General features: G+C 66.6%; 17 protein-coding genes, 3 tRNA genes and 4 pseudogenes. 17 read left to right on the forward strand and 7 right to left on the reverse strand.

From position 1 onward, the window contains the following. Positions 1–27: 27 nt before the first annotated feature. On the reverse strand, positions 28–2187 hold the full coding sequence (locus T428_RS0121775; protein ID WP_051465324.1) for an FUSC family protein: 2160 nt from the start codon (positions 2185–2187) through the stop codon (positions 28–30). 282 nt (positions 2188–2469) lie between these two features. On the opposite strand from T428_RS0121775, the gene galT reads away from it, so the two are divergent. Both galT and T428_RS0121785 read left to right on the forward strand, forming a co-directional pair. After that, on the forward strand, positions 2470–3552 hold the full coding sequence (galT, locus tag T428_RS0121780; RefSeq protein ID WP_025738134.1) for a galactose-1-phosphate uridylyltransferase: 1083 nt from the start codon (positions 2470–2472) through the stop codon (positions 3550–3552). Further along, positions 3549–4637 (forward strand): galactokinase, encoded by a 1089-nt coding sequence (locus T428_RS0121785; RefSeq protein ID WP_025738135.1) that lies wholly within the window; start codon positions 3549–3551, stop codon positions 4635–4637. Before galT ends, T428_RS0121785 begins: the two co-directional genes overlap by 4 nt. Here T428_RS0121785 and T428_RS0121790 read toward each other — a convergent pair. Both T428_RS0121790 and lpqN read right to left on the reverse strand, forming a co-directional pair. Continuing rightward, positions 4634–5116: a hypothetical protein gene (locus T428_RS0121790; protein ID WP_025738136.1), complete on the reverse strand. Its 483-nt coding sequence runs from the start codon at positions 5114–5116 to the stop codon at positions 4634–4636. The genes T428_RS0121785 and T428_RS0121790 overlap by 4 nt on opposite strands. 103 nt (positions 5117–5219) lie before the next feature. Continuing rightward, positions 5220–5891 (reverse strand): envelope biogenesis lipoprotein LpqN, encoded by a 672-nt coding sequence (gene lpqN, locus T428_RS0121795; RefSeq protein WP_025738137.1) that lies wholly within the window; start codon positions 5889–5891, stop codon positions 5220–5222. Positions 5892–6066: 175 nt separating this feature from the next. Between lpqN and T428_RS0121800 the strand changes: the two genes are divergently transcribed. Continuing rightward, positions 6067–8703, forward strand: coding sequence for a GH92 family glycosyl hydrolase (locus tag T428_RS0121800; RefSeq protein WP_025738138.1), 2637 nt, complete (start codon positions 6067–6069; stop codon positions 8701–8703). Positions 8704–8712: 9 nt separating this feature from the next. Here T428_RS0121800 and T428_RS0121805 read toward each other — a convergent pair whose 3' ends face one another. Continuing rightward, the gene (locus T428_RS0121805; RefSeq protein ID WP_025738139.1) at positions 8713–11088 is read right to left on the reverse strand and encodes a lysylphosphatidylglycerol synthase transmembrane domain-containing protein; all 2376 of its coding nucleotides are present in this window, start codon (positions 11086–11088) and stop codon (positions 8713–8715) included. A 202-nt stretch (positions 11089–11290) separates the two neighbouring features. On the opposite strand from T428_RS0121805, the pseudogene T428_RS35035 reads away from it, so the two are divergent. From T428_RS35035 to T428_RS30150, 6 genes and pseudogenes are all read left to right on the forward strand, one after another. Continuing rightward, positions 11291–12230, forward strand: a pseudogene (locus T428_RS35035) (class I SAM-dependent methyltransferase). Positions 12231–12368: 138 nt separating this feature from the next. Further along, on the forward strand, positions 12369–13784 hold the full coding sequence (locus T428_RS0121815; RefSeq protein WP_036468672.1) for a CehA/McbA family metallohydrolase: 1416 nt from the start codon (positions 12369–12371) through the stop codon (positions 13782–13784). A gap of 54 nt (positions 13785–13838) precedes the next feature. Beyond that, the gene (locus T428_RS0121820; RefSeq protein WP_025738141.1) at positions 13839–14354 is read left to right on the forward strand and encodes a nitroreductase family protein; all 516 of its coding nucleotides are present in this window, start codon (positions 13839–13841) and stop codon (positions 14352–14354) included. A gap of 30 nt (positions 14355–14384) precedes the next feature. After that, positions 14385–15134, forward strand: a complete 750-nt coding sequence (locus T428_RS0121825) for a class I SAM-dependent methyltransferase (protein WP_025738142.1) — start codon at positions 14385–14387, stop codon at positions 15132–15134. 23 nt (positions 15135–15157) lie between these two features. Then, positions 15158–15608: pseudogene (cynS, locus tag T428_RS30145) on the forward strand (cyanase). After that, positions 15608–16620: pseudogene (locus T428_RS30150) on the forward strand (patatin-like phospholipase family protein). Before cynS ends, T428_RS30150 begins: the two co-directional pseudogenes overlap by 1 nt. A 106-nt stretch (positions 16621–16726) precedes the next feature. Here the strand turns inward: T428_RS30150 and T428_RS0121840 are convergent. The 3 genes and pseudogenes from T428_RS0121840 to T428_RS0121850 form a co-directional block, all read right to left on the reverse strand. Next, positions 16727–17422 (reverse strand): crotonase/enoyl-CoA hydratase family protein, encoded by a 696-nt coding sequence (locus T428_RS0121840; RefSeq protein ID WP_025738143.1) that lies wholly within the window; start codon positions 17420–17422, stop codon positions 16727–16729. A gap of 73 nt (positions 17423–17495) precedes the next feature. After that, positions 17496–18337: pseudogene (locus tag T428_RS30155) on the reverse strand (hypothetical protein). A gap of 123 nt (positions 18338–18460) precedes the next feature. Next, positions 18461–19183 (reverse strand): MBL fold metallo-hydrolase, encoded by a 723-nt coding sequence (locus T428_RS0121850; protein ID WP_025738144.1) that lies wholly within the window; start codon positions 19181–19183, stop codon positions 18461–18463. Positions 19184–19274: 91 nt separating this feature from the next. Between T428_RS0121850 and T428_RS30160 the strand changes: the two genes are divergently transcribed. From T428_RS30160 to T428_RS0121890, 8 genes are all read left to right on the forward strand, one after another. Beyond that, a complete protein-coding gene (locus tag T428_RS30160; RefSeq protein WP_036468648.1) occupies positions 19275–19481 on the forward strand; it encodes a type II toxin-antitoxin system VapB family antitoxin in 207 nt (68 codons plus the stop codon). Between the two features lie 85 nt (positions 19482–19566). Beyond that, a tRNA-Thr gene (locus T428_RS0121860) sits at positions 19567–19639 on the forward strand. A gap of 36 nt (positions 19640–19675) precedes the next feature. Beyond that, positions 19676–19749, forward strand: a tRNA-Met gene (locus T428_RS0121865). Positions 19750–19784: 35 nt separating this feature from the next. Continuing rightward, positions 19785–19952, forward strand: coding sequence for a 50S ribosomal protein L33 (gene rpmG, locus T428_RS0121870; RefSeq protein WP_003898538.1), 168 nt, complete (start codon positions 19785–19787; stop codon positions 19950–19952). Between the two features lie 50 nt (positions 19953–20002). Then, positions 20003–20482, forward strand: a complete 480-nt coding sequence (hadA, locus tag T428_RS0121875; RefSeq protein ID WP_025738145.1) for a (3R)-hydroxyacyl-ACP dehydratase subunit HadA — start codon at positions 20003–20005, stop codon at positions 20480–20482. After that, positions 20469–20897 carry a (3R)-hydroxyacyl-ACP dehydratase subunit HadB gene (hadB, locus tag T428_RS0121880; protein ID WP_025738146.1) on the forward strand — a complete coding sequence of 143 codons (429 nt, stop codon included), beginning with the start codon at positions 20469–20471 and terminating at the stop codon, positions 20895–20897. The genes hadA and hadB overlap by 14 nt, the downstream gene beginning before the upstream one ends. Positions 20898–20900: 3 nt before the next feature. After that, the gene (gene hadC, locus T428_RS0121885; protein ID WP_025738147.1) at positions 20901–21422 is read left to right on the forward strand and encodes a (3R)-hydroxyacyl-ACP dehydratase subunit HadC; all 522 of its coding nucleotides are present in this window, start codon (positions 20901–20903) and stop codon (positions 21420–21422) included. A 149-nt stretch (positions 21423–21571) separates the two neighbouring features. Then, positions 21572–21644: transfer RNA gene (locus tag T428_RS0121890), tRNA-Trp, on the forward strand. The last annotated feature ends 12 nt before the right edge of the window (positions 21645–21656 follow it).

Here is a 21656-nt window from a genome sequence, read left to right on the forward strand (position 1 = left end):
CTCGGCGGGGAGCGCGCGAGCCCCGGGTCAGCTTGTCGCGCTGGCCACCTTCGGGGTGTCACGCGCGCCGAGATTGGTCGCCGCGGTGATGACCGCCCGTTCGATCTGGCGCAGCGCGTGCACCGCGGTGAGGAACCGCCGGGTGTCGGGGTGCGGCGCGCCCGCGCCGTCGTGGTGGCGGGCCAGGGCCTCGGCGGCGTCGAGCGCATCGGTCCTGAAGTCGACCGTCACTGTCGTGGCCCCGTCGACGAGGGCGATCAGCGCGTCGATATTGCGGCGGGTCTGCTCGGCCGCGGCGGTGAACGCGTCCGCGAGCTGTTGTGCTCCGACGGGATCCTGGTAGCGCTCGCAGCTGCGGGCCAGGCGGCGCCCATAGCGGTCGCACGCGGTGAACAGGCGCAGCTCCCGTCGGATGCTGCGGCGCCCCGCCAGGCCGGCCACCCCCGCCAGCAGCGGCTTGGCGGTAATCCGGAATTGCTGCAGGTCTCGGTCGAGCCGGCGGGCTTGCTCGGTAGGGCTGACGGCCTCGTCCTCGCCGAACATCGTCGCCGTCGAGATCTCGATCAGCGATGTCAACGCCTGCAAGAAGGCGCGGGTGTCGTTGCGGATGGCGGTTCGGGTGTTGGTCGGCAACACCAAAATCGCCACCGCCACCCCGATCACGGCGCCGATCGCGGTCTCTTCGATCCGCAACATCAATACGCCGAACGAGAATTGCCCCATCAATCCGTACAGCAGCGCCAGCATCGTGGTGATCCAGAAGGTCATCAGGCTGTAGGTGACGGTCATGAAATAGAAGGCGCAGAACAGGCAGACGAAGATCGCGGCCAGCGATGCGGTCTTGTCGTTGGCGAACAGCGTGGCGGCCAGCATGCCACAGGGCACGCCGAGCATGGTGCCGACCAGCCGCTGCCAGCCCTTGGTCAGGGTTTCACCCCAGGAGTTGGTGCCGGCGAAGATCACGAACGCCGCGATCACCGCCCAGAACCACCGGGCCGGCGACGCCAGCTCACCGATGACGATGGCCAACGACGCGGCGATCGTCACCTGAATGGCTTGGCGGGTGCTCTGCGATAGCCCCTCGTTCGTCTTCTCGGCGCCGGCGTCCTTGTCGGGCGGGTCGTCGTCGAGGTCGGGTGGTTCGGTGTTGCCGGGGCCCGCCGCGGCCGCGCTGGTGGCGTGCTCGACGATCGCGCGGACTTCGGCGGTCGCGTTGGCGGCGTTGATGATCGCCAGCGCGAGGCGGCGCACCGCGGCCGCACCGGGGTCGTCGTCGGCGGTGGGCTCGGGCTGCCGGTCGAGAACCCGCTGGGCGTGATCCGCGGCCTGCTGCAGACCGCCGGGCGCCGGAATCCGGATCGCCCGGGCGAGTTCGGTCAGCGCCCCGACCAGTTCGAGGCGGGTGTCCATCGCGATGGCGCCGGGATCGTCCGCGACGACGGTTGTCACCGTGCGCCCGGCGTTGGCGACCCATTCGATCGCGAGTTCGGCGTCGAACAGCCAGGGAGCCAGTTGTTGGCTGGTCACACCGGGCCACAGGACGGCGGGATCGGCCCTGTCCTCGATCTGGCTCTGCACCAGCAGCGCGGTCTCGTTGAGCCGAATGGTGCGGGCCCGCATGTGGTGCTGGCGGCGTTCGTCGAGGCGGCCGGTCCGAACCGCCTCTGCCGTGGTGCCGACCAGGATGGCCATCCGGGCCCGCAGCGCCCGAATCGTGGCGCGCAACACGCGTTCCGGTCGATCGGGCATGACGTAGGTGCTCATCACGTGCGTGCACACCGTGCCCACCACGACGGCGCCGATCATCCACGGCAACTCCGAAAGGCTTGCTCGCAGATACAAAGTGAAGAAATAGGCCATGAACGCGACCATGCCGAGGGCTCTGCCGCGGGGCCCGAAACGGCGGACGTAGACCGCGGCGAACACGACCGTCACGAAGACGGCGTCGGCGGCCAGCGGGTGCGGCGCGAGCAGCGCGGCGGCGGTGATGGACAGCGCGGCGGGCGCGGGCAACAGCGTCATCGTGATGCGCTGCTGGCGCGGATCCGGCTCGTTGACGGATCGGGCCGCGATCATCGTGATGACCACGCCCAGCACGGCCACGGTCAGCGGCTGCCCCGTTGCCCGGGTCAACACGTAGAGCATCGCCAGCGAGCAGGCCAGCGCGGCCGTCGTCCGTGCCGCCATCCGCAGTCGCAGCAACCCGGGATCGGAGCCGATCCACCAATTTCGCGCCCGCTCGTAGAGCGCCGTCGCCGATTCGCGGAGACCGGCGCTCGCGTCGAGCTTGCTGGTATCGCCAAGGCCGCGCTCGGGCACTCCGCGCTCGTCCGACACCCGTTACCGCCCCTCCTCTGCTCACCCTATGGTGCCTGGCTCGTAGGTTTGCCCTCCCTCCGCGCTCACGCGAGCGGGGCGCAGCAGAGCACGTCGGCGTGATCGCCGCCGGTCACGCTAGTCTTCGAACTCGTGACAGCGCCGACGCGGGCGAACCTGGCCGATGGCCGTGACCTGCTGTTCTTCGCATTGCCGGGGCACAGTCCCGCGCCGGTCGCCGATCGCAGGCCACTGCCGGAACAACGCCCCGACCAGTCGCAGTTGCGCTTCGACCGGGCGACGGGGCAGTGGGTGATCATCGCCGCGCTGCGACAGGACCGCACCTACAAGCCGCCCGCTGACCAGTGCCCGTTGTGCCCGGGCCCCACCGGGCTGACCAGCGAGGTGCCCGCGCCGGACTACGACGTCGTCGTGTTCGAGAACCGGTTCCCGAGCCTGGCCGGCCCCGGTCGGCCGTTGGGCGCGCCGGCCGGTGACGGCTTCGTCTCGGCGCCCGGTCATGGCCGGACCGAGGTGATCTGCTTCTCCAGCAACCACACCGGTTCGTTTTCGCAGTTGCCGGCCGCGCACGCGCGGCTGGTGGTCGAGGCGTGGCGGCACCGCACCGCCGAGCTGATGGCCGCGCCGGGCATCGAGCAGGTCTTCTGCTTCGAGAATCGTGGCGAGGAGATCGGAGTCACGCTGACCCATCCGCATGGCCAGATCTACGGCTACCCGTATCTGACGCCCCGCACCGCCGCGATGCTTGCGCAGGTGCGCGAACATCGAAAGCAGCACGGCGACAACCTTTTTGCCAGCCTGCTGGCGCACGAGGTCGCCGACGGCAGCCGCATCGTGGCGCGCACCGAGCTGTTCACGGCGTTCGTGCCGTTCGCGGCGCGCTGGCCCGTCGAGGTGCACATCTACCCGAACAGGTTCGTGCGCAACCTCGTCGAATTGACCGACGACGAACTCGACGCGTTCGCGCGGCTCTACCTCGACGTACTGGGACGGTTTGACCGCATGTATTCGGTTCCGCTGCCCTACATTTCGGCACTGCACCAGTACGCCGACACCGATGCCCAGGCCGACGGCTACTTTCACGTCGAGTTGATGTCGATCCGGCGCAGCGCCACCAAGCTGAAGTACCTGGCGGCCTCCGAATCGGCGATGGGCGCGTTCATCGGCGACGTCCTGCCCGAAAGCGTGGCCCAGCGATTGCGCGAACTCGCATGACGGTGCGCTACGGGGCACCGGGCCGGGTCAACCTGATCGGCGAACACACCGACTACAACCTCGGATTCGCGCTGCCGATCGCGCTGCCGCAACGCACCGTTGTGACCTTCACGCCCGACCACGACGAAGCGATCACCGTGCGCAGCGACCGCGCGGACGGCACGGTGCGCATTCCGCTCGGCACGGTTCCCGGCGACGTGGACGGGTGGGCGAGCTACGTGGCCGGGGTGATGTGGACGCTCCGACAGGCCGGCCACCCGGTGCCCGGTGGCGCGATGTCGATCACCAGCGACCTGGAGCTGGGGTCGGGCCTGTCGTCGTCGGCGGCGCTGGAATGCGCGGTGCTGGGCGCGCTCACCTCGGTTACCGGTGTCCATCTCGACAGAAAAGGACAAGCGCGGCTGGCTCAGCGCGCGGAGAATGAATACGTCGGTGCCCCAACGGGTTTGCTTGATCAGTTGGCGGCACTGTTCGCAGCGCCGTCGACCGCGCTGCTGATCGACTTCCGCGACCTCACCGTCGAGCCGGTGGCCTTCGACCCCGACGCCGGCGGCGTCGCGCTGCTGCTGATCGACTCGCGCGCCCGGCATCGGCACGCCGGTGGTGAGTACGCGGCGCGGCGCGCCTCGTGCGAACGGGCGGCCGCCGAGCTCGCGGTGTCGTCACTGCGGGCGGTTCAAGACCGCGACCTATCCATCTTGAGCCAGGTGACCGATCCGGTCGACGCGCGTCGGGCCCGCCACGTGCTGACCGAGAACAGCCGTGTGGTCGATTTCGTTGCCGCGCTCCGTGATTCGGACTTCGCCACGGCCGGGCAGATCATGACCGCCTCGCACGCATCCATGCGCGACGACTACGAGATCACCACCGCGCACATCGATCTGATCGCCGACACCGCGGTGCGCGCGGGTGCCCTGGGCGCCCGGATGACCGGCGGCGGCTTCGGGGGTTGCGTGATCGCCTTAACGCCAACCGAGCGTGCCGAGATGGTCGGCCAGGCGGTGCTACGGGCGGTGGCCGACGCGGGATTCGAGCCGCCGGGGATCACCCGAACGCGCGCGGCGGCGGGCGCGGGGCCCGGCTAGACCGGGGTCAGCCGGACCGCACCGAGGTGCAAGCGGTCGACCGCCTCGCCGAACTCCTCGAGCGTCGGGATGCCCTGATCGCGGAACTTCAGCCCGATCATCGTCTGCGCACGCCGCGGGCCGTACGTCTCGGCGCAGCGCTTGTACAGATCGGACACGATCGCGCGGTCCCGGATCAGCTCGCCGCGCATCGCCGTCGACTTGCCGTCGTAGCGGACCTGGGCGGGCGCGCCGTCGCGGAAGTTCTGCTTCCACGGGGCGCCGGTCAGCGCGTACAGACCGTTGTCGATCACGTGGGCGCTCACCGGAAGTGTGAACGGGCGTCCGGTCTTTCGGCCGGTGAAGCTCAGCACCATCAGCTGCTTGCGGGTCGGTCCGGCCAGCGGGGTGCGCAGCAGGAAACCCAGCATCGGGTTGACGAGTTTGAGCAGGAATGAGGGCGGGTGCCCGACGTCGATCGCGTACGACTCTTCTGCCATCCACACACCGTAAGTCCAATCGGTACGCCGGGCAGCCCTTTCCGCGCAGGATGGGCACCGGCTGGGCGAGCCGCCTTCCTGGTCTCACCTCACGGTATGGCTGTCACGGGGTGATCGTGGTCTGCTCGTCGATGACGTTGGTGGCGTCCATCAACGGACCGTGATCGGTCTGCAGCGAGTCGGCGTTGAACTGCAACACGTACACCGCGCCTTGGCTGGGAATCACTACTATCTTCTGCGCGATCGCACGCGACTGGCCGTTCTTGGTGTACGTGCCACCCAGCTGCCATGCCTGGAACCCGCCGAGCGTGGTCGCCTTGCCGGCCGAACCCTGGTAGTCGGGGAGGTTCTGCAGTTCTCCCGGCGCGTATAGCAGGATCTGCGACGGGTCGACGTTGCCGGTGAGCTTGGGGAAAATCGCCACGATGGTAGGCGGATCGTCGCGGTTCGCGGGCTGAGCAAGGACGATGCCGCCGTAGGACGTGGGGCTGTGCTGGGCGACCTGCCAGCCCGGGGGCACCGGCAGATCGACGGACGGTCCGGGGTCGCCGCGGTGCACCGGGGTCTCGGTGATCTTGTTCTCGACGATGTAGTCGGCGATGGATTTGTGCGCGTGCCCGCTCGGCGTCGCACTGGTGGTCGTCGTGGTCGTCGAGGTCGACGTCGAGGTGCTGGTCGATGTCGAAGTCTTGGTGCCTGATTTGCTGCCCGAGCCGCAACCGTCCAGCGCCAGACTCAGCGCCACGGCAATGGTTGCTGCGGTTAACTGTTTCATCGATCGATTCTCCCAAATTGGGCCGCTACCAGCGCCAGCCACGCGGACTGAGACTAGCCGAGTTCCGTGGGCAATGTTTGCTATCCGGGGAACTGGAGGTCCCATGCGGCCCCGTCGCGGGAGCGCATTTGTTAAACATCGACGCGAAGGCATGGTTTTGCAGTAAGAGACAGCTATGAACTCACGCAGGGCCGCCGTCGCACTCCTTGCGGTGACGGCGGTCTTCATGACGTTTGTTGCCGCCGCCCCGCCCATGGCCTACGACGGCGAACCGGAGTTCGTCGCGAATCCGGTCGAGCATGTCGACACACTCATCGGAACGGGCAGTGGGGGCGAGACGGTGGGCGAAATTAACGGCTTTCCGGGCGCCACCGTGCCATTCGGGATGGTGCAGTACTCGCCGGACACGGTGGGCAACTACGCCGGCTACAACTACCACAATCCACGCTCGACGGGGTTCAGCATGACGCATGCGTCGGTGAGCTGTGCGGCATTCGGCGATATCTCGATGTTGCCGACTACTACCCTGGCCGACTCACAACCGTGGAATGCCTGGGAACGGATCGCCCACGACGACACCGAGCAGGGCCAGCCAGGCTACTACGCGGTGCGGTTTCCCGATACCGGAGTGACGGCGGAACTCACTGCCACCACCCGCACCGGCGTCGGTCGATTCAGCTACCCGCACAACGGTCGTCCCGCCGCGTTGCACGTGCGTTCCGGCGTTTCGCCGGCGGGCAACTTCCGCGCGGCCATGCAACTAGGTGCGGACAACACGACGATCACCGGATGGGCGACCAGCGGTGGATTCTGCGGCAAGAACAACACGTACACAGTGTATTTCGCGATGAAGTTCAGCCAACCGTTCCTCTCCTACGGCGTCTGGGACGGCTATTCGGTCTACACCGGTTCCCGCGATGTGGTTTCGCCGTTCAGCGGAGGCTACGTCGAGTTTCCGGCAGGGTCGGCGGTGGAGGTCCGTACGGCGATCTCCTACGTCGGCATCGACGGTGCGCGCGCCAACCTGGCTGCCGAAGGCGCAGCGAGCTTCAACGAGGTTCGAGCCGCTGCGTCCTCAGAGTGGAACTCGATCTTGTCGTGCATTGCCGTGGCAGGCAGGAATGTCGCCGATATCGACACGTTCTACACCGCCATGTATCGATCTCTGTTGCACCCCAACACCTTCAACGACGCGGACGGACGTTACGTCGGATTCGACGGCCTCATCCACGAGGTCGCCAAGGGAGATACCCAGTATGCGAACTTTTCCGACTGGGACACCTACCGCAGCCTGGCGCCGCTACAGGCACTGCTCTTCCCGAGGCAGGCCGGCGACATGGCGCAGTCACTCGTCAGCGACGCCGAGCAAAGCGGATCGCTTCCGCGCTGGTCCTTCGCGAATGCGGCAACCGGCGAGATGAGTGGAGACAACGTGGTACCGCTCATCGTCAATCTGTATGCCTACGGAGTCCGGAACTTCGATGCGCGAAAGGCATTGCACTACATGGTGAACGTGGCGACGAAAGGAGGCATCGGCCTGAACGGTTATGTGGAGCGACCGGGCATCGATACGTACTTGCAGTTCGGTTACGCACCGTTCTTGTACGAGTTCCGCACAGATGGTTGGATCGCCGACGCGTCTATCACCCTCGAATGGTCGGTCGACGACTTCGCCATCTCCAGACTCGCAAATTGGCTCGGGGACACCGCAATCGCTGCCCAATTCCAGAGCCGGTCGCAGTACTGGCAGAACCTTTTCAATCCAACCACCCGCTACGTATCTCCCCGTAGCCTGATGGGATTCTTCCCCGACGGTCCCGGATTCGTGGATTCTCCATCAACTTTCGGTCAGATCGGATACGACGAAGGCAACGCCGAGCAATACGTTTGGTGGGTACCGCACAATGTGGCCGGTCTGGTGACCGCGCTCGGCGGCCGTCATGCAGTGGCCAGCCGCCTGGACCGCTTCACCAAGAAACTCAACGAGGGTCCCAACGAGCTGTACCTGCGGGCCGGCAACGAGCCAGGCTTCGGGGTGCCGTGGCTGTACAACTACATCGGCCAGCCGTGGAAGACTCAGCTCACGGTCGACCGGGTGCGCAGGTTGTTCGGGCCGACGCCCGACGGCGCGCCGGGCAACGACGACCTGGGTGCGCTCTCCAGCTGGTATGTGTGGGCGGCGCTCGGGCTGTATCCCAGCACTCCCGGTACGCCGATCCTCACGGTCAGCACTCCGCTCTTCGATCGCGCCGTGATCAGGCTTCCGGCGGGCAAGTCCATCCGGATATCCGCGCCGGGCGCATTCGGGCCAAGCCATCCGAAGTACATCAGCAGCCTGACCGTCGACGGCAAGCACACCGATCGCACCTTTCTTCCCGAGTCGATCATCGACACCGGCGGCGAAGTCACGTTCTCGTTGGCCGCCCATCCGGACATCGGCTGGGGTGTCGATAAGTCCTCGGCGCCACCGTCGTTCGTCGCGGGTGGTTCGGCGATGACTCTGAATGTTTCCCCACCGATTGTCGCGGTTGCACCCGGAAGCACCGGCAGTGTGAACGTAGACGTCCAGCGAATGGCCGACGATGTCGGCGGCTACAGCCTCGCCGGGGTGTCCCCCGCCGCCCGGATCACGACCACACCGGTGTCGGGTCGGTTCGCCTCCGACGGGTCGTCCGCGGTTACCGTCCCCATCACCGTGGAGCGGTCGGTGCCCGACGGTTACTACTTCGTCTATCTCACCGCGAAAACCGGCGAGTATGTGCGGCGGGCAACGGTACTCGTCATGGCCCGCGCCGAAAGCGACGGACGCTGAACGTATTTGCTAAACCATGTCGTTCTCGGCGAGCCAGCGCATCACCGGCCAGCCGATGAACACCGGCAGCCAGCAGGTCAGCACCCGATACAGCAGCACCGACGGCACCCCGACGGCGGCGGGCACACCGAACGCGGCTAGCCCACCGATCAACGCCGCCTCGACGGCGCCCACCCCGCCCGGCGTCGGTGCGGGCGAGGCCAGGGTGCCGCCGACCATCGTGACGACGGTGCACGTGACGAATGTCGCGCTGCCGCCGAAGGCCTGGACGCTGGCCCAAAGCGCCAGCGCCGCACCGAGAGTCGTTCCACTGCACCCGAGCACGATCAGCGACAGCCGGCGGGGCTCACGGACGAGCTCGACGAGATCCTTGGCCACCTCCTGCAGCCGCGGGCGCACCGCCGACGCCAGCCAGCCCCGCAGCTTGGGCACCAACAGGAAGGCGCCGACGATGCCCAGCGCCACACCCGCGAGCAGGTACAGCACCGTGGCGTCCGGGACGAAATGCGAAAGGTCCATCGACGCGCCGGCCACGGTGCTGAACAAGATCAGCAACACCAGGTGCATGATCACCTGCACCGACTGCTGCAACGCCACCGCGGCGGTGGCCCGCATGACCGACAGGCCGCCCTTTTGCAGGATCCGGGTGCTCAGCGCCAGGCCGCCCACGCCGGCCGGGGTGGTGGTCGCGGCAAAGGTGTTGGCTACCTGAGCTATTGACAACTTCCAGAAATTCACCGTGCCGTCGGTGCACGCCCACAACGCCGCCGCCGCTCCCACATATATCGAGGCCGAGATGAACACGTCCAGCAGCGCCCACCACCAGTTCGCCGACCGCAGTTCGGAAAAGAACGTCGGCACGGTGCTGATGAAGGGGTACGCGACATAGACCAGTGCGCCTAGCAGCACCAGCTGGATGACCTGGCTGCGGGTGAACCGGGTGATGGTCTCCTTCTCGATCTGATCCGCACCCGTCTGCGACTTGACCTCGGCCCGGGCGGCCGAGATGACGTCGGCCGCGTCGCCGACCGACTTCCGGACCCGTTTGGGCACAGCCGATCTGGTGAGCCGACGAGACGCGGTCAAGATGGCGTCCTTGCCAAAGGTGTCGATCGCCGCGCGCACCGCCGACTTCGCGTCGTACAGCGCAGTCGTCGTCACCAGCAGCTGCGCCAGGTCCGATTGCAGCTGGGCATCGGTGGCGCCGTATTCGGCATTGCCGAACCCGCCGAACAACACCGTGCCGTCCTCCACGGTGATCTCGTGGCAGCGCAGGTCGCCGTGCGAGATCTGATAGTCGTGCAGCTTTCGCAGCGACTCCCACACCCGCACGACGGGTGTGGTTTTCGTGCATTCGTCGAGCGGGATCCCCCGAACGGGCCGGTGCGCGTACAGCGTCCAACCCCGGTCCAGCGCCGCAAAGGCGATCGTCGACGTGTTCGCCACGCCCGCCTCCCCGATCGCGATCGCCATCAACGCACGATGCTCCACGGCGCGGCTCATCGACGCCTGGAAGGGCGCGGTCTCGGCGTCGCGCAGCCGCAGCTTGCGCCATAGCTCGCGCAATGCGCCACCGCTGCGCTGGTGCGGGCCGTACAACTCGATGGCCGCCGTCGAATCGGCATCGCCGGAATCGGTCGACAGCACCAACGGCCCGGGTCCGGCGGGCCGGACCACCATCAACCGCGACACCACGAATCCACGCTTTCCAATCGCCCGCACCGCCGCGGCCAGCGGCACTTCCAGTGCGGGCGTGCCGACGGCGAGCACCACCAGCGCGCCGACGAACCATCCCACCGCCACTCCCACCAGGGAGCGGGCCGGGACAATGGCGCTGATCAACAGGTGAATCGGTACGAAGGCGAGCAGCAGCGCCCACCACCAGCGCCGCCAGCGCGCGGGTAGCCAGGGGCCGGACACCGTCAGCACCGCGGCCAGCATCGCGATCCAGCGCGGGTCGTCGAGGAACTGCGACGGCAGCGTGCTGAGCCGGTCGGAGACGTCGAAGTGCCATCGCGGTGCGGCGAAGCGGTTGCTGCTGATCGACAAGGGCGGTGCCGCGAGAATCGCCGCCGCCCCATAGGCGCCCAACAGTTTCCATTGCCGGGCCACGATCAGGCCGATCAAGATCATGAACGGTAGCGCCAGAATCGCGAACCCGTATAGCAGGTAGACCACGTCGGCTTGGGTGGGAGACAACACCCCGACGACCCGCGAGACGGACTTCTCCAGCTGGATCCAACAGGTGCGGGTGACCAGCGAACCGGTGATCACCGTCGCGAGAAAGGCGGTGGCCAGGATCAGCCGCAGGATGTCGTTGGTCCGCCGGTTCACCGGTTGCAGCAAGCTCCCAGAGACGCTGATGTCGCGTCCGTCAACTCGCATGTCAGGACCTTTCGGACCGGGGCCACGCCGTTAGCCGCACGCCGACAACTTAACCGGATACCTCCGGTCAAGCGTGCATGAACTTGACGGACAGCTTGTTCATTTGCGGGTAAACGCTAGCGGGCGCCGAGGATGGCCACAGCCCGCGGACAGCTTGCTCACGTAACCTCGCAGGCGGAAGTGAACGCGAAAGGATGTGGGCGTGGCCAGAACCGACAACGACAGCTGGGAGATCACCGAGAGCGTGGGGGCGACGGCGCTGGGCGTCGCGGCATCCCGCGCGGCGAGACCGAGAGCGAGAATCCGCTGATCCGCGACCCGTTCGCGCGTGTCTTCCTCGACGCGGCCGGCGACGGCGTGTGGAACTGGTACTCCGCGCCCCAGCTGCCGGCCGAGCTGCTGGAAATCGAACCCAACCTGGCGCAGCAGATGCAGGCGATGGTCGGCTACATGGCCTCGCGGACCGCGTTTTTCGACGCGTTCTTCATCGACGCGACGACGGCGGGCATCGCCCAGGTGGTGATCCTGGCCGCGGGGCTGGACGCGCAGTCCTGCCGTGGCCGGACGGCGTCACGGTCTACGAGCTCGACCAGCCCAAGGTGCTGGATTTCAAAGCATCGACGTTGGCCGAACACGGGGCCCAACCCGCCTGCAACCGGGTCGCCGTCCCGGTGGACCTACGCCAGGACTGGCCAAAAGCGTTGCTAGAAGCAGGGTTTGACGCCTCGGCCCCCAGCGTCTGGTCGGCCGAGGGGCTGATGCCGTATCTGCCGGCCGCGGCGCAGGAGTTGCTGTTCGAGCGCGTGCAGGCGCTGACGGTCCCGGGCAGCCGGATCGGCGTGGAGGCGTTGGGCCCGAAGTTCCTCGACCCCGAGGCCCGCACGCGCCGGCGGGCGCGAATGGATCGCGTCCGGGCTGCGTTCGCCAAGGCGGACGTGCAGCGCGAGGTGCCCAGCACCGACGAATTGTGGTACTTCGAGGAGCGCGAGGACGTGGGTGCCTGGTTCGGTCGCCACGGCTGGGACGTGACGGTGACGCCGTCGCTGGACCTGATGGCTGGCTATGGCCGCCGGCCCGCGAAGGAGGTCGAGAACGACGTCCCCGGCAACCTGTTCGTGGCCGCTCAGCGCTCGTCGGCGTAGCGCAAACTCATCAGCCCTACAGCGGCTGTTCGTGTCGATGTAACGACCGGTTAAACCTTCATGGCCAATGCTGTGGGCGGAACCGACACCGGCGTCGGAAATGGCTCGAAATGGCGCAGCGCCGACGGGAGACAAGCCATGAGCATTGCCAAGGCCGCGCCCGGTGCCAGCACTGTCGGCAAGGCAATCGAAATAGCGTTTTCGGGGCGGTTCGGTTTTGGTATCTACCGGTGGGTCTACCTGCCGTTCCAGGTGCCGCCCGGTGTGCAACAAATTCGGGTGAGCACGTCGCACGACTCCGGCATCGGCGGCCCGGCCCGAAATGTGTTGGACCTCGGGCTGTTTGGGGCAGCCGGCCACGACTTGGGCAATGCCGCCGGATTCCGGGGCTGGTCCGGTGGGGCCCGTGACGGCTTCACGATCTCGCGCACCCACGCGACGCCGGGCTACCTGGCCGGTCCGATCGAGCCGGGCGTGTGGGCGGTGGCGCTGGGCCCGGTGGTGCTGAGTCCGTGGGGGATGGCCTGGCAGGCGCGGGTCACGTTGGACTACGAGCCGCTCAGCGGGCCCCCGGTCGCGCCGCATTCGCCGACGGCGTTCACGCCCGCTTCGGTCGGCGGTGCGCGCTGGTACCGCGGCGATCTGCATCTGCATACTGAGCACTCCGACGGTGAACGCGATCCCGCCGAACTGGTCTCGGACGCGCACGCCGGCGGGCTCGACTTCATCGTCTCCACCGAGCACAACACCAACTCCGCCAACCGGGTCTGGCCCACCTGTCGCACCGGATCGCTGTTGGTGATTCCGGGCGTGGAGGTCACCACACGGCACGGACACTGGCTCGCCGTCGGCCTGCCCCCGGGCGGCTGGGTGGACTGGCGCTACGGGCCCGGCGACGGGGTCTTCCCGCGCTTTGCCGCCGAGGTTCGCCAAGCCGGGGGCTTGGTGGTCGCCGCCCATCCCGCCGCGCCGCTGCCGGGCTCGGCGTGGGAATTCGGTTTCTCCGACGTGGACTCGCTGGAAGTATGGAACGGTCACTGGAACGTCGACGACGAAGTGTCGCTCCGTATTTGGCAGCGGCTTCTGCGACAGAGCCGGCGCATCGTCGCGGTCGGCGGCAGCGACTCCCATGCCAGGCGACAGCTGGTCGGCGCGCCGCAGACGGCCGTGCACGCGGACGAGCTGTCGGTGCCCGCGATCGTCGACGCCCTGCGCCGCGGCCGCTCGTATATCGTCGGATCCCGCGATGTCGCGTGCGAGCTGACCGCGTCCTGTCCGGGCGGCGACGTGGCCGGGCCCGGGCAGCGGCTGCTAGTACCGCCCGGTGCGGCGGTGACGGTCACCGCGGTCATCAGCGGAGCACCCGGCACCATCGCCTCCCTGATCACCGACGCGGGCTGCGCCGGCCGCACACCGGTAGCCTCGGCGGACAGCAGGCTGCAATGGGAGCTCGACGCCGCGTCCGCACGCTTTGCCCGGCTCGAGGTACGCGACCGGCGACGAGGCCGGCTCGGCTCGATGGTCGCCCTGACGAATCCGGTGTGGCTAACCTGAGAACGGGTAGGGCAGACCGGAATTCGCGGCGTCGGCGCGCGACGAGAGGAAGAGATGGAAACCTGGGACGCGATCTGCGCTCGGCGCAATGTCCGGCAGTACCAGCCGCGACCGGTGTCGGACGACGACCTGAACCGCATCGTCGAGGCGGGCTGGCGGGCGCCGTCGGCGAAGAACCGCCAGCCCTGGGACTTTGTCATCGTCACCGACCCGGCCCAGCTGCGGGAGCTGTCCACGGTGTGGCGCGGCGCCGGTCATATCGCGTCGGCGCCGGCCGCGATCGTGTTGGTGGTCCCGGTTCCGCCGGACGAGCGCCGGCTGGTGACCGACAACTACGACGTCGGTCAGGCGACGATGGCGATGATGATCGCGGCCACCGACCTGGGCATCGGCACCGGTCATTCGTCGGTGGGTGACCAGGACAAGGCGCGGGCGATCCTGGGCGTCCCGGACGACTACCTGGTGGCGTTCATGCTCGGCGTCGGTTATCCGGCCGATCGGCCCCTGACCCCGATCCGCAAACCGGACCGGCGCCCGTTCGACGACGTCGTGCACCGCGGACGCTGGTAGAGGGCTGGGACCATGACAGAGGCGCAGCGCGTGACCGAGCACCAAGGTGAGTACGGGTACGACGGGTCCTTTCATTCCGTCTCGCCCGGCGGGCAGGTGTCGATCGTGGCGGTCGTGTCTGCCTTGCTGTTCGGCGGCGCGGGCGTCGCCTGGGGCCGCGGGAACCGGTTGGCGGCGGTACTCGGTGCGGCGTCGGCGGCCCAGGTGCTGGCGACGGTCGCCTCGTACATCTACGCGACGAAGCATGGCAAGTTCGTGGTGTGGCGGCGCATCCTCGATGAACTCTCGCTGCAAGGCGACGAGACCGTGCTCGATCTCGGGTGCGGCCGCGGCGCGGTACTGCTCGCCGCCGCCAAGCGGGTGCCGCGCGGCCGCGCGATCGGCGTCGACCTATGGCGCGCCGACCAGACCAAGAACTCACAGCAGTCGACTCTGTCCAACGCGGACCTGGAAAACGTCGCCGACCGCGTCGAAGTGCACACCGCCGACATGACCGCGCTGCCGCTGCCCGACGAGAGCGTGGATGTCATCGTCAGCAGTCTGGCCATCCACAACATCGGAACCCACGAGGGCCGGCGCAAGGCGCTCGACGAAGCGATTCGGGTGCTGCGCCCGGGCGGTCGACTCGCGATCGCCGACCTCTGGGAAACCAACCGCCACGCCGCGCATCTGGGTCAGCTGGGTTGGCGCGATGTGCGGCGGCGCAACCTCGGCTGGCGCATGTGGTACGGCGGTCCCTGGTTCGCCACGCGGTTGGTCACCGCGACGAAGCCGGGCTAACCGGCGTGCCGCATGCTGGGTTGATGAACAGAAACGAGCTCACCGAACAGATCGTCGTCAACCGCCTGACGCGCGGCCTGACGTGGCAGTCGCTGGCCGACGCGATCGATCGGCCGGTGGTGTGGACCACGTCGGCGTTGCTGGGCCAGCATCCGATTCCGCCGGAGCAGGCCAAGGTGCTGGCCGAGATGCTGGGTCTCGAGGAGTCGGCCCTGCCGGTACTGGCGGCCCGCCCGCGTTCCCGACCGGGGGAGTGCCGACCGACCCCACCATCTACCGCTTCTACGAGGCGCTGCAGGTGTACGGCGGTGCCATCAAGGAGCTCATCCACGAGCAGTTCGGCGACGGCATCATGAGCGCGATCAACTTCAGCGTCGACGTGCAAAAAAGCCGCACCCCTCCGGCGACCGCGTCGTCGTGACGTTCGACGGAAAATACCTTGCCTACGACTGGGTTTCGGCGCGGGACGCCTGATGGGCGCGGCAACCCCACAGCCGAAGTCCGCGGATCTGGTGCTCTCCGGCGGGGGAGTCAAGTTCATCGGCCTGGTGGGTGCCATCGTGGCCCTGATGGACGCGGGCTATTCCTTCCACGGGTGTCGGGTGTGTCGGCGGGATCGGTCGTCGGTGCGATCCTGGCCGCCGCGTCCAAGGGTGACCAGCTGACCAGCCAACAGGTCAAGGAGCTCGCGCTGTCGGCGCCGCTGAGCAAATGGCGCGATGCGGGACCGGTGCCGATCCTCGGCGTGGCGTGGGGACTTGTCCGCGACACCAGCATGTTTCGCGGCGATGCCGCCCACGACTGGATTCGCAGCGAGCTGAAGAATTTGGGTGTCACCTACTTCGGGGATCTGCTTCTCGACAAGGACACGCTGCCCGAGGGACGGCGACACAAGCTGGTGGTCACCGTCGCCGACCTGAGCGCGGCGCAGTTGGTGAGACTGCCCTGGGATTACCGGCGGCTGTACGGGCTGGACCCCGACGAGCAGTTGGTCGCCGACGCGGTGCGGGCGTCGATGGCGATCCCGTTCTTCTACCCACCGGTCAAGCTGCGCAGCCTCAGCGGGGCGACGTCCGTCCTCGTCGACGGTGGTGTGCTGTCGAACTTTCCGATCGACACCTTCGACCGGTTCGACGGAAAAGTGCCGCGCTGGCCCACCTTTGGGGTCACGGTGCTGCCGCGATTCAACGAGGGTTTCAGCGCGGTGATGCCCGCGCTGAAACCGCTGCGCTTATTCGAACAGACGGCGCTGCTGGAAAGCCTGCTCACCACGATGCTGGCGGGTCACGACCAAACCCACCTCAACCAGCCGTGGGTCGCGGCCCGCGCCATCGCCGTCGAATCCACCGATGTCGGTGTCCTCGACTTCGACGTCGCCACGGACCGGCTCGAGGCGCTGTATCAGCGGGGCTACGCGGCGGCGCAGGAATTCCTGTTGACCTGGGACTGGGAGGCGTACCTGAAGCGGTTCCGCTGGGCCGTTTGAGTGGGTCCAGGGTGAAGTGACGCTCGGCCGCCGAAGTGCCACACTGCTGCGTGGAGGAGGCGACAGGAGGGGAGGCGGTTGCCCGGGCAGCCGCATCGCCTCCTCCCTACAGACCGAATTCGGCCTCGATGCCGTCGATTCCGGCGCGCAGCGCCTTGAGTGTGTCGGCGCGGGCGCGCAATTTCGTTGCGGCGTGGGCGTGCTGGTGCAGGCCGGCGAATTCCGTTGCGGCCTCCTCGGCCCGGCTGACCACCATCTCGGGCAACACGATCTCGTCGACAAAGCCCGCGGCAAGGGCGGTTTCGCCGAAGAAGGTCTTGGCCAGACCGGTGGCTTGCTGATACGCCGAACGCGTCAGCCGCAGCTTCATGATCTCCAGGGCCGCGTACGGGATCGTCATGCCGATCGCCACCTCGTTGGCCTGGATGTTGTAGGCGTGGGCCGCGATCCGATGATCGCCGGAGGCCAACAGGAACGACCCCATCGCGATCGCGTGCCCGGTGCAGGCGATCACCACCGGCTTCGGGTAGGACAACAGTCGATACGTCAGTTCGAAGCCGCCCCTGAGCATGTCGATCGCGGGCTGCACCTCGCCGGAGGTCAGGATCTTCAGGTCGAATCCGCCGCTGAACACCCGCTCGTTGCCGGTGAGCACCAGGGCGCCGACGTTGTCGCTGTCGGCCTGGTCGATCGCCTCGTTGATCGCGGCCTGCATGGTCGGGCCCAGGGCGTTGACCTTGCCGTCGTCCATCCTGATCACCGCGACGTTGTCGTTGCGGCTGTAGGTGACCGGACCGCTCATCGGAACTCCTTCGCTACAGGCAGATCGATTGAACCAGATTGGCGTTGCGTCACCCCGCGCGGGATGCGACTGCTCAGACGTGCTCGCCCCGGTGTTTACCGAGATCGTTTTGGGAGCTGCCCCAGCGCAGGCCGACATCGGTTGGCGCGTCGAGTTGGCGTGCGCGCCAGCGGTCCTGAGTTTCGGCCACCGCCTTGTTGATTCGGTCGATCTCGGCGCGGAACACGTCGTCGCGCGTTTCCTTGCTCGCGTAATGGAAGTAGGTCAGCAGGCTGCGCATCAGTTCCAGCTTCTGCTTTTCCCGCTTGGCCAGGTCGTGCGTTGTCATCAACTCGATGCGCTGAACGGGCGGCAAGGCGTCCCAGTCCAGCACCACATTGGTTTCCAGCGGCCGGCGCTCACGCTCCCAGAACCGCCAGCCGCGCGGCATCTGGGGCCGGTCGTAGTAGATCACCTTGCCGGTGAACCGAGATTCGATACCACCGCCGATTTCGCCGCGGTCGAGCGCCGAATCCCAGACCATCCGCCACTCCTGGCCGGGCGCGAGTACCGGCAGTTCGCTGGGGAGGCGCAGTTCCACGACTTCGGCGTAGCCGTCGGTGGAATTTTCGTATTCGGCGACCGTCGGTGGACTAGCAAATGAAAACCGGATGTCGTAGGCGGCGATCCGGCCGAATTCCGGACGACCAACTCGATCACGTGCCAATCGGCGGCATGCGGTTCCATCAGCATGCTCACGTGGGGCCGCGTCTGTTCGGCGGCCAGTCGGCGGTTGCGGGTGAGCTGGTGGTTGGTGAAGAGTAGCGCGACCACGCCGAGCGCAATCGCGGCCCACGCCGCCCATGCCAACCAGGTGGCCGAATCAACGTCGGTGAACCCGTGCCAGCCGCCCTGGATCCACCCCATTGAACCCATCCCTCCGCTATATCACAGCGATGTGCACCCGAAATTCTGCTGGCCCGGCTGCCGAATCGCAATCATTCGGTGCTTGCTCACGCTCACGCAAATATCGAGCGAGACAACCGCCCGCTGAATTCTTTAGCCGCCCATCAACATTCGCCACTGATCAAGGTTGGTGACCCGATACACATAGTTGGAACGCTTGACCTCGGCCAGCGGCGCGCTCGGTTCGGTGGAATACCAATGCCCCGGAAAGACGGTCGGGTCGCCCGGCAGCGCGGCCAGTTGCTGCAGGCTGCGATACATCTCGTCGGAATCTCCGCCGGGAAAGTCGGTGCGCCCGCAGCCGTCCAGGAACAGCGTGTCACCCGCAACCAGACGGCCGTCGAGCAGAAAGCACTGGCTGCCCGGTGTGTGGCCCGGGGTGTGCAGTAACTCGATCTCGGCGGCGCCGACGCTGATCTTGTCGCCGTGCTGATGGGCGGTCAGGTCGTCGACGCCGATCCCGGTGACCCGCGAAACCCAAAGCGCCTCATGGGCATTCACGTGCACCGGCACACTGGTGCGCTCCAGTAGCTCGGCCAGCCCGTTGAGCTCGAAGCCCATCATCGAACCACCCACATGGTCGGGGTGGTGGTGGGTGACCAGCACCCCGGACAGGCGCATACCGTCGGCTTCGGCCGCGTTGACCAGTTCGCCGGCGGCATACGCCGGATCGACCACGACGCAGTCACCGGTCTGACGGTCGCCGATCAGATACGCGAAATTGCGCATTTGTGTTGCCATCATGTCGCCGGCGGCAAAATCGCGACCGGAGAGCAGTTGGCGGAAATACAGTCGGTCGGCTGACGAATCTGTCACCGCATCAGACTATGACCCGGCCGACCGATCTGGCATTGCGGGCGCTTTTCTGCGGACGGTCCGGCCGGTGCGGCGTGGGTATTGTTGGGCCATGCTCAGGAAGATCGAGATCGAGATTGACGACGATCTCGTCCAAGAGGCAATACGTCGCTATCACGTGGCCGACGCGCGCGAGGCCATCCACCTGGCGCTGCGCAACCTGCTCGACACCGACGCACATGGCGACCACGACGATATCTACGACGAGTTCAGCGACCTCAGCGCATGGAATCCGAATCGCACCAGCGAGGGGGGCTGAACGTCCGCGGTGTGGTTTGGTGCCGCCGCGCGTCGCGCTGTACCCTCTTTTAGGCCCGAGGCAAGACTGTCGCGACGGGTTCCAGGCCCCCTTAGCTCAGTCGGTAGAGCGTTTCCATGGTAAGGAAAAGGTCAACGGTTCGATTCCGTTAGGGGGCTCGGTGGACGCCGAACAGGCGGACGGCGCGTACCAGAGGCGATGTAGCTCAGTCGGTTAGAGCGAACGACTCATAATCGTTAGGTCGCCGGTTCGAGTCCGGCCATCGCTACAACACAACAATGTGACGTGTGAAAGAGAACGGAAATGGCTTCCAGTACCGATGTGCGGCCGAAGATCACTTTGGCCTGCGAGGTGTGCAAACACCGCAACTACATCACCAAGAAAAACCGGCGTAACGACCCGGACCGGTTGGAGCTGAAGAAGTTCTGCCCGAATTGCGGCAAGCACCAGGCCCACCGCGAGACACGCTAACCTGCACCTACGCGTGATTTATCGAGACTGACTAGGTAGGTTTTGAAGCCGTGCCGTTGACCACAGACATCGTCGGGATGCACTACCGCTATCCCGACTATTACGAGGTGGAGCGGGAGAAGATCCGCGAGTACGCGGCCGCCGTGCGAAACGACGACCCCTGGTTCTACCAGGAGGATGCCGCCGCCGAGCTCGGCTACAAAGGCCTGGTGGCCCCGCTGACGTTCCTCTGCGTCTTCGGTTACCAGGCTCAATCGGCGTTCTTCAAGCACGCCAACATCGCGGTCACCGACGCGCAGATCGTCCAGGTCGACCAGGTGCTCAGGTACTTCAAGCCGCTCGTGGTTGGCGATCGGCTCTACTGCGACGTGACGGTGGACTCGATGCGCGTTTCGCACGGCACCCAGATCGTCGTGACCAAGAACGTCATCACCGACGAGGCCGGTGACATCGTGCAGGAGACCTACACGACCCTGGCGGGTCGTGCCGGTGAGAACGGAAAAGAGGGATTTTCTGATGCCACTGCGTGAGTTCAGTTCGGTGAAGGTAGGTGACCAGCTGCCGGAGAAGACCTACCCGCTCACCCGCCAGGACCTGGTGAACTACGCGGGCGTCTCGGGCGACCTGAACCCGATCCACTGGGACGACGAGATCGCCAAGGTCGTCGGGCTGGACACCGCGATCGCGCACGGCATGCTGACGATGGGCATCGGCGGCGGCTATGTCACCTCGTGGGTCGGGGACCCCGGCGCGGTCACCGAGTACAACGTGCGGTTCACGGCGGTGGTGCCGGTGCCCAACGACGGCAAGGGCGCCGAGCTGGTTTTCAGCGGTCGGGTCAAGTCGGTCGATCCGGAGAGCAAGTCCGTGGTCATCGCGATCAGCGCCACCACCGGCGGGAAGAAGATTTTCGGACGGGCGATCGCATCGGCCAAGTTGGCGTAACCGATGGCTCTCAAAACCGATATCCGCGGCATGGTCTGGCGGTATCCGGACTACTTCGTGGTGGGCCGCGAGCAGGTGCGCGAGTTCGCCCGGTCCATCAAAAACGACGACCCGGTGTTCTATCAGGAGGCCGCGGCGGCCGAACTGGGCTACGACTCGATCCTCGCGCCGCTGACCTTCGTCACGATCTTCGCCAAGCACGTGCAGCTGGATTTCTTCCGCCACGTCGACCTGGGCATGGAGAGCCTGGTGATCGTGCAGGTCGAGCAGCGTTTCGTCTTCAACCGGCCGATCCAGGCGGGCGACAAGTTGTGGGGCCGGATGGACATCGAGTCGGTCAACGAGCGTTTCGGCGCCGACATCGTCGTCACCAAGAACATCTGCACCGACGACAACGGTGAGCTCGTGATGGAGGCCTACACCACGTTGATGGGGCAGTACCGGGAAGAGTCGAGTGAAACGGACGACGGTTCCATTCAGCTCAGGTGGGACCCGGAATACGGGCAGGTAGTCAGAACCGCGTAATTAGTATCTGACTCCCGTGCCGATGTACACTCGGACCTCGGGGTTTTCCCATTACAACGCGCTGTCCGTAGGTTCGGCGATCACCGAACGGAGAGCGCGCGTGTCATGTAGGCCCGGTAGGTAAGCGCAGGTTGGCCTGCCAACCGCGAAGGGGCGTAGCTCAACTGGCAGAGCAGCGGTCTCCAAAACCGCAGGTTGCAGGTTCAAGTCCTGTCGCCCCTGCAGAAGACACTG

Source organism: Mycobacterium genavense ATCC 51234, assembly GCF_000526915.1.
Taxonomy (GTDB): Bacteria; Actinomycetota; Actinomycetes; order Mycobacteriales; family Mycobacteriaceae; genus Mycobacterium; species Mycobacterium genavense.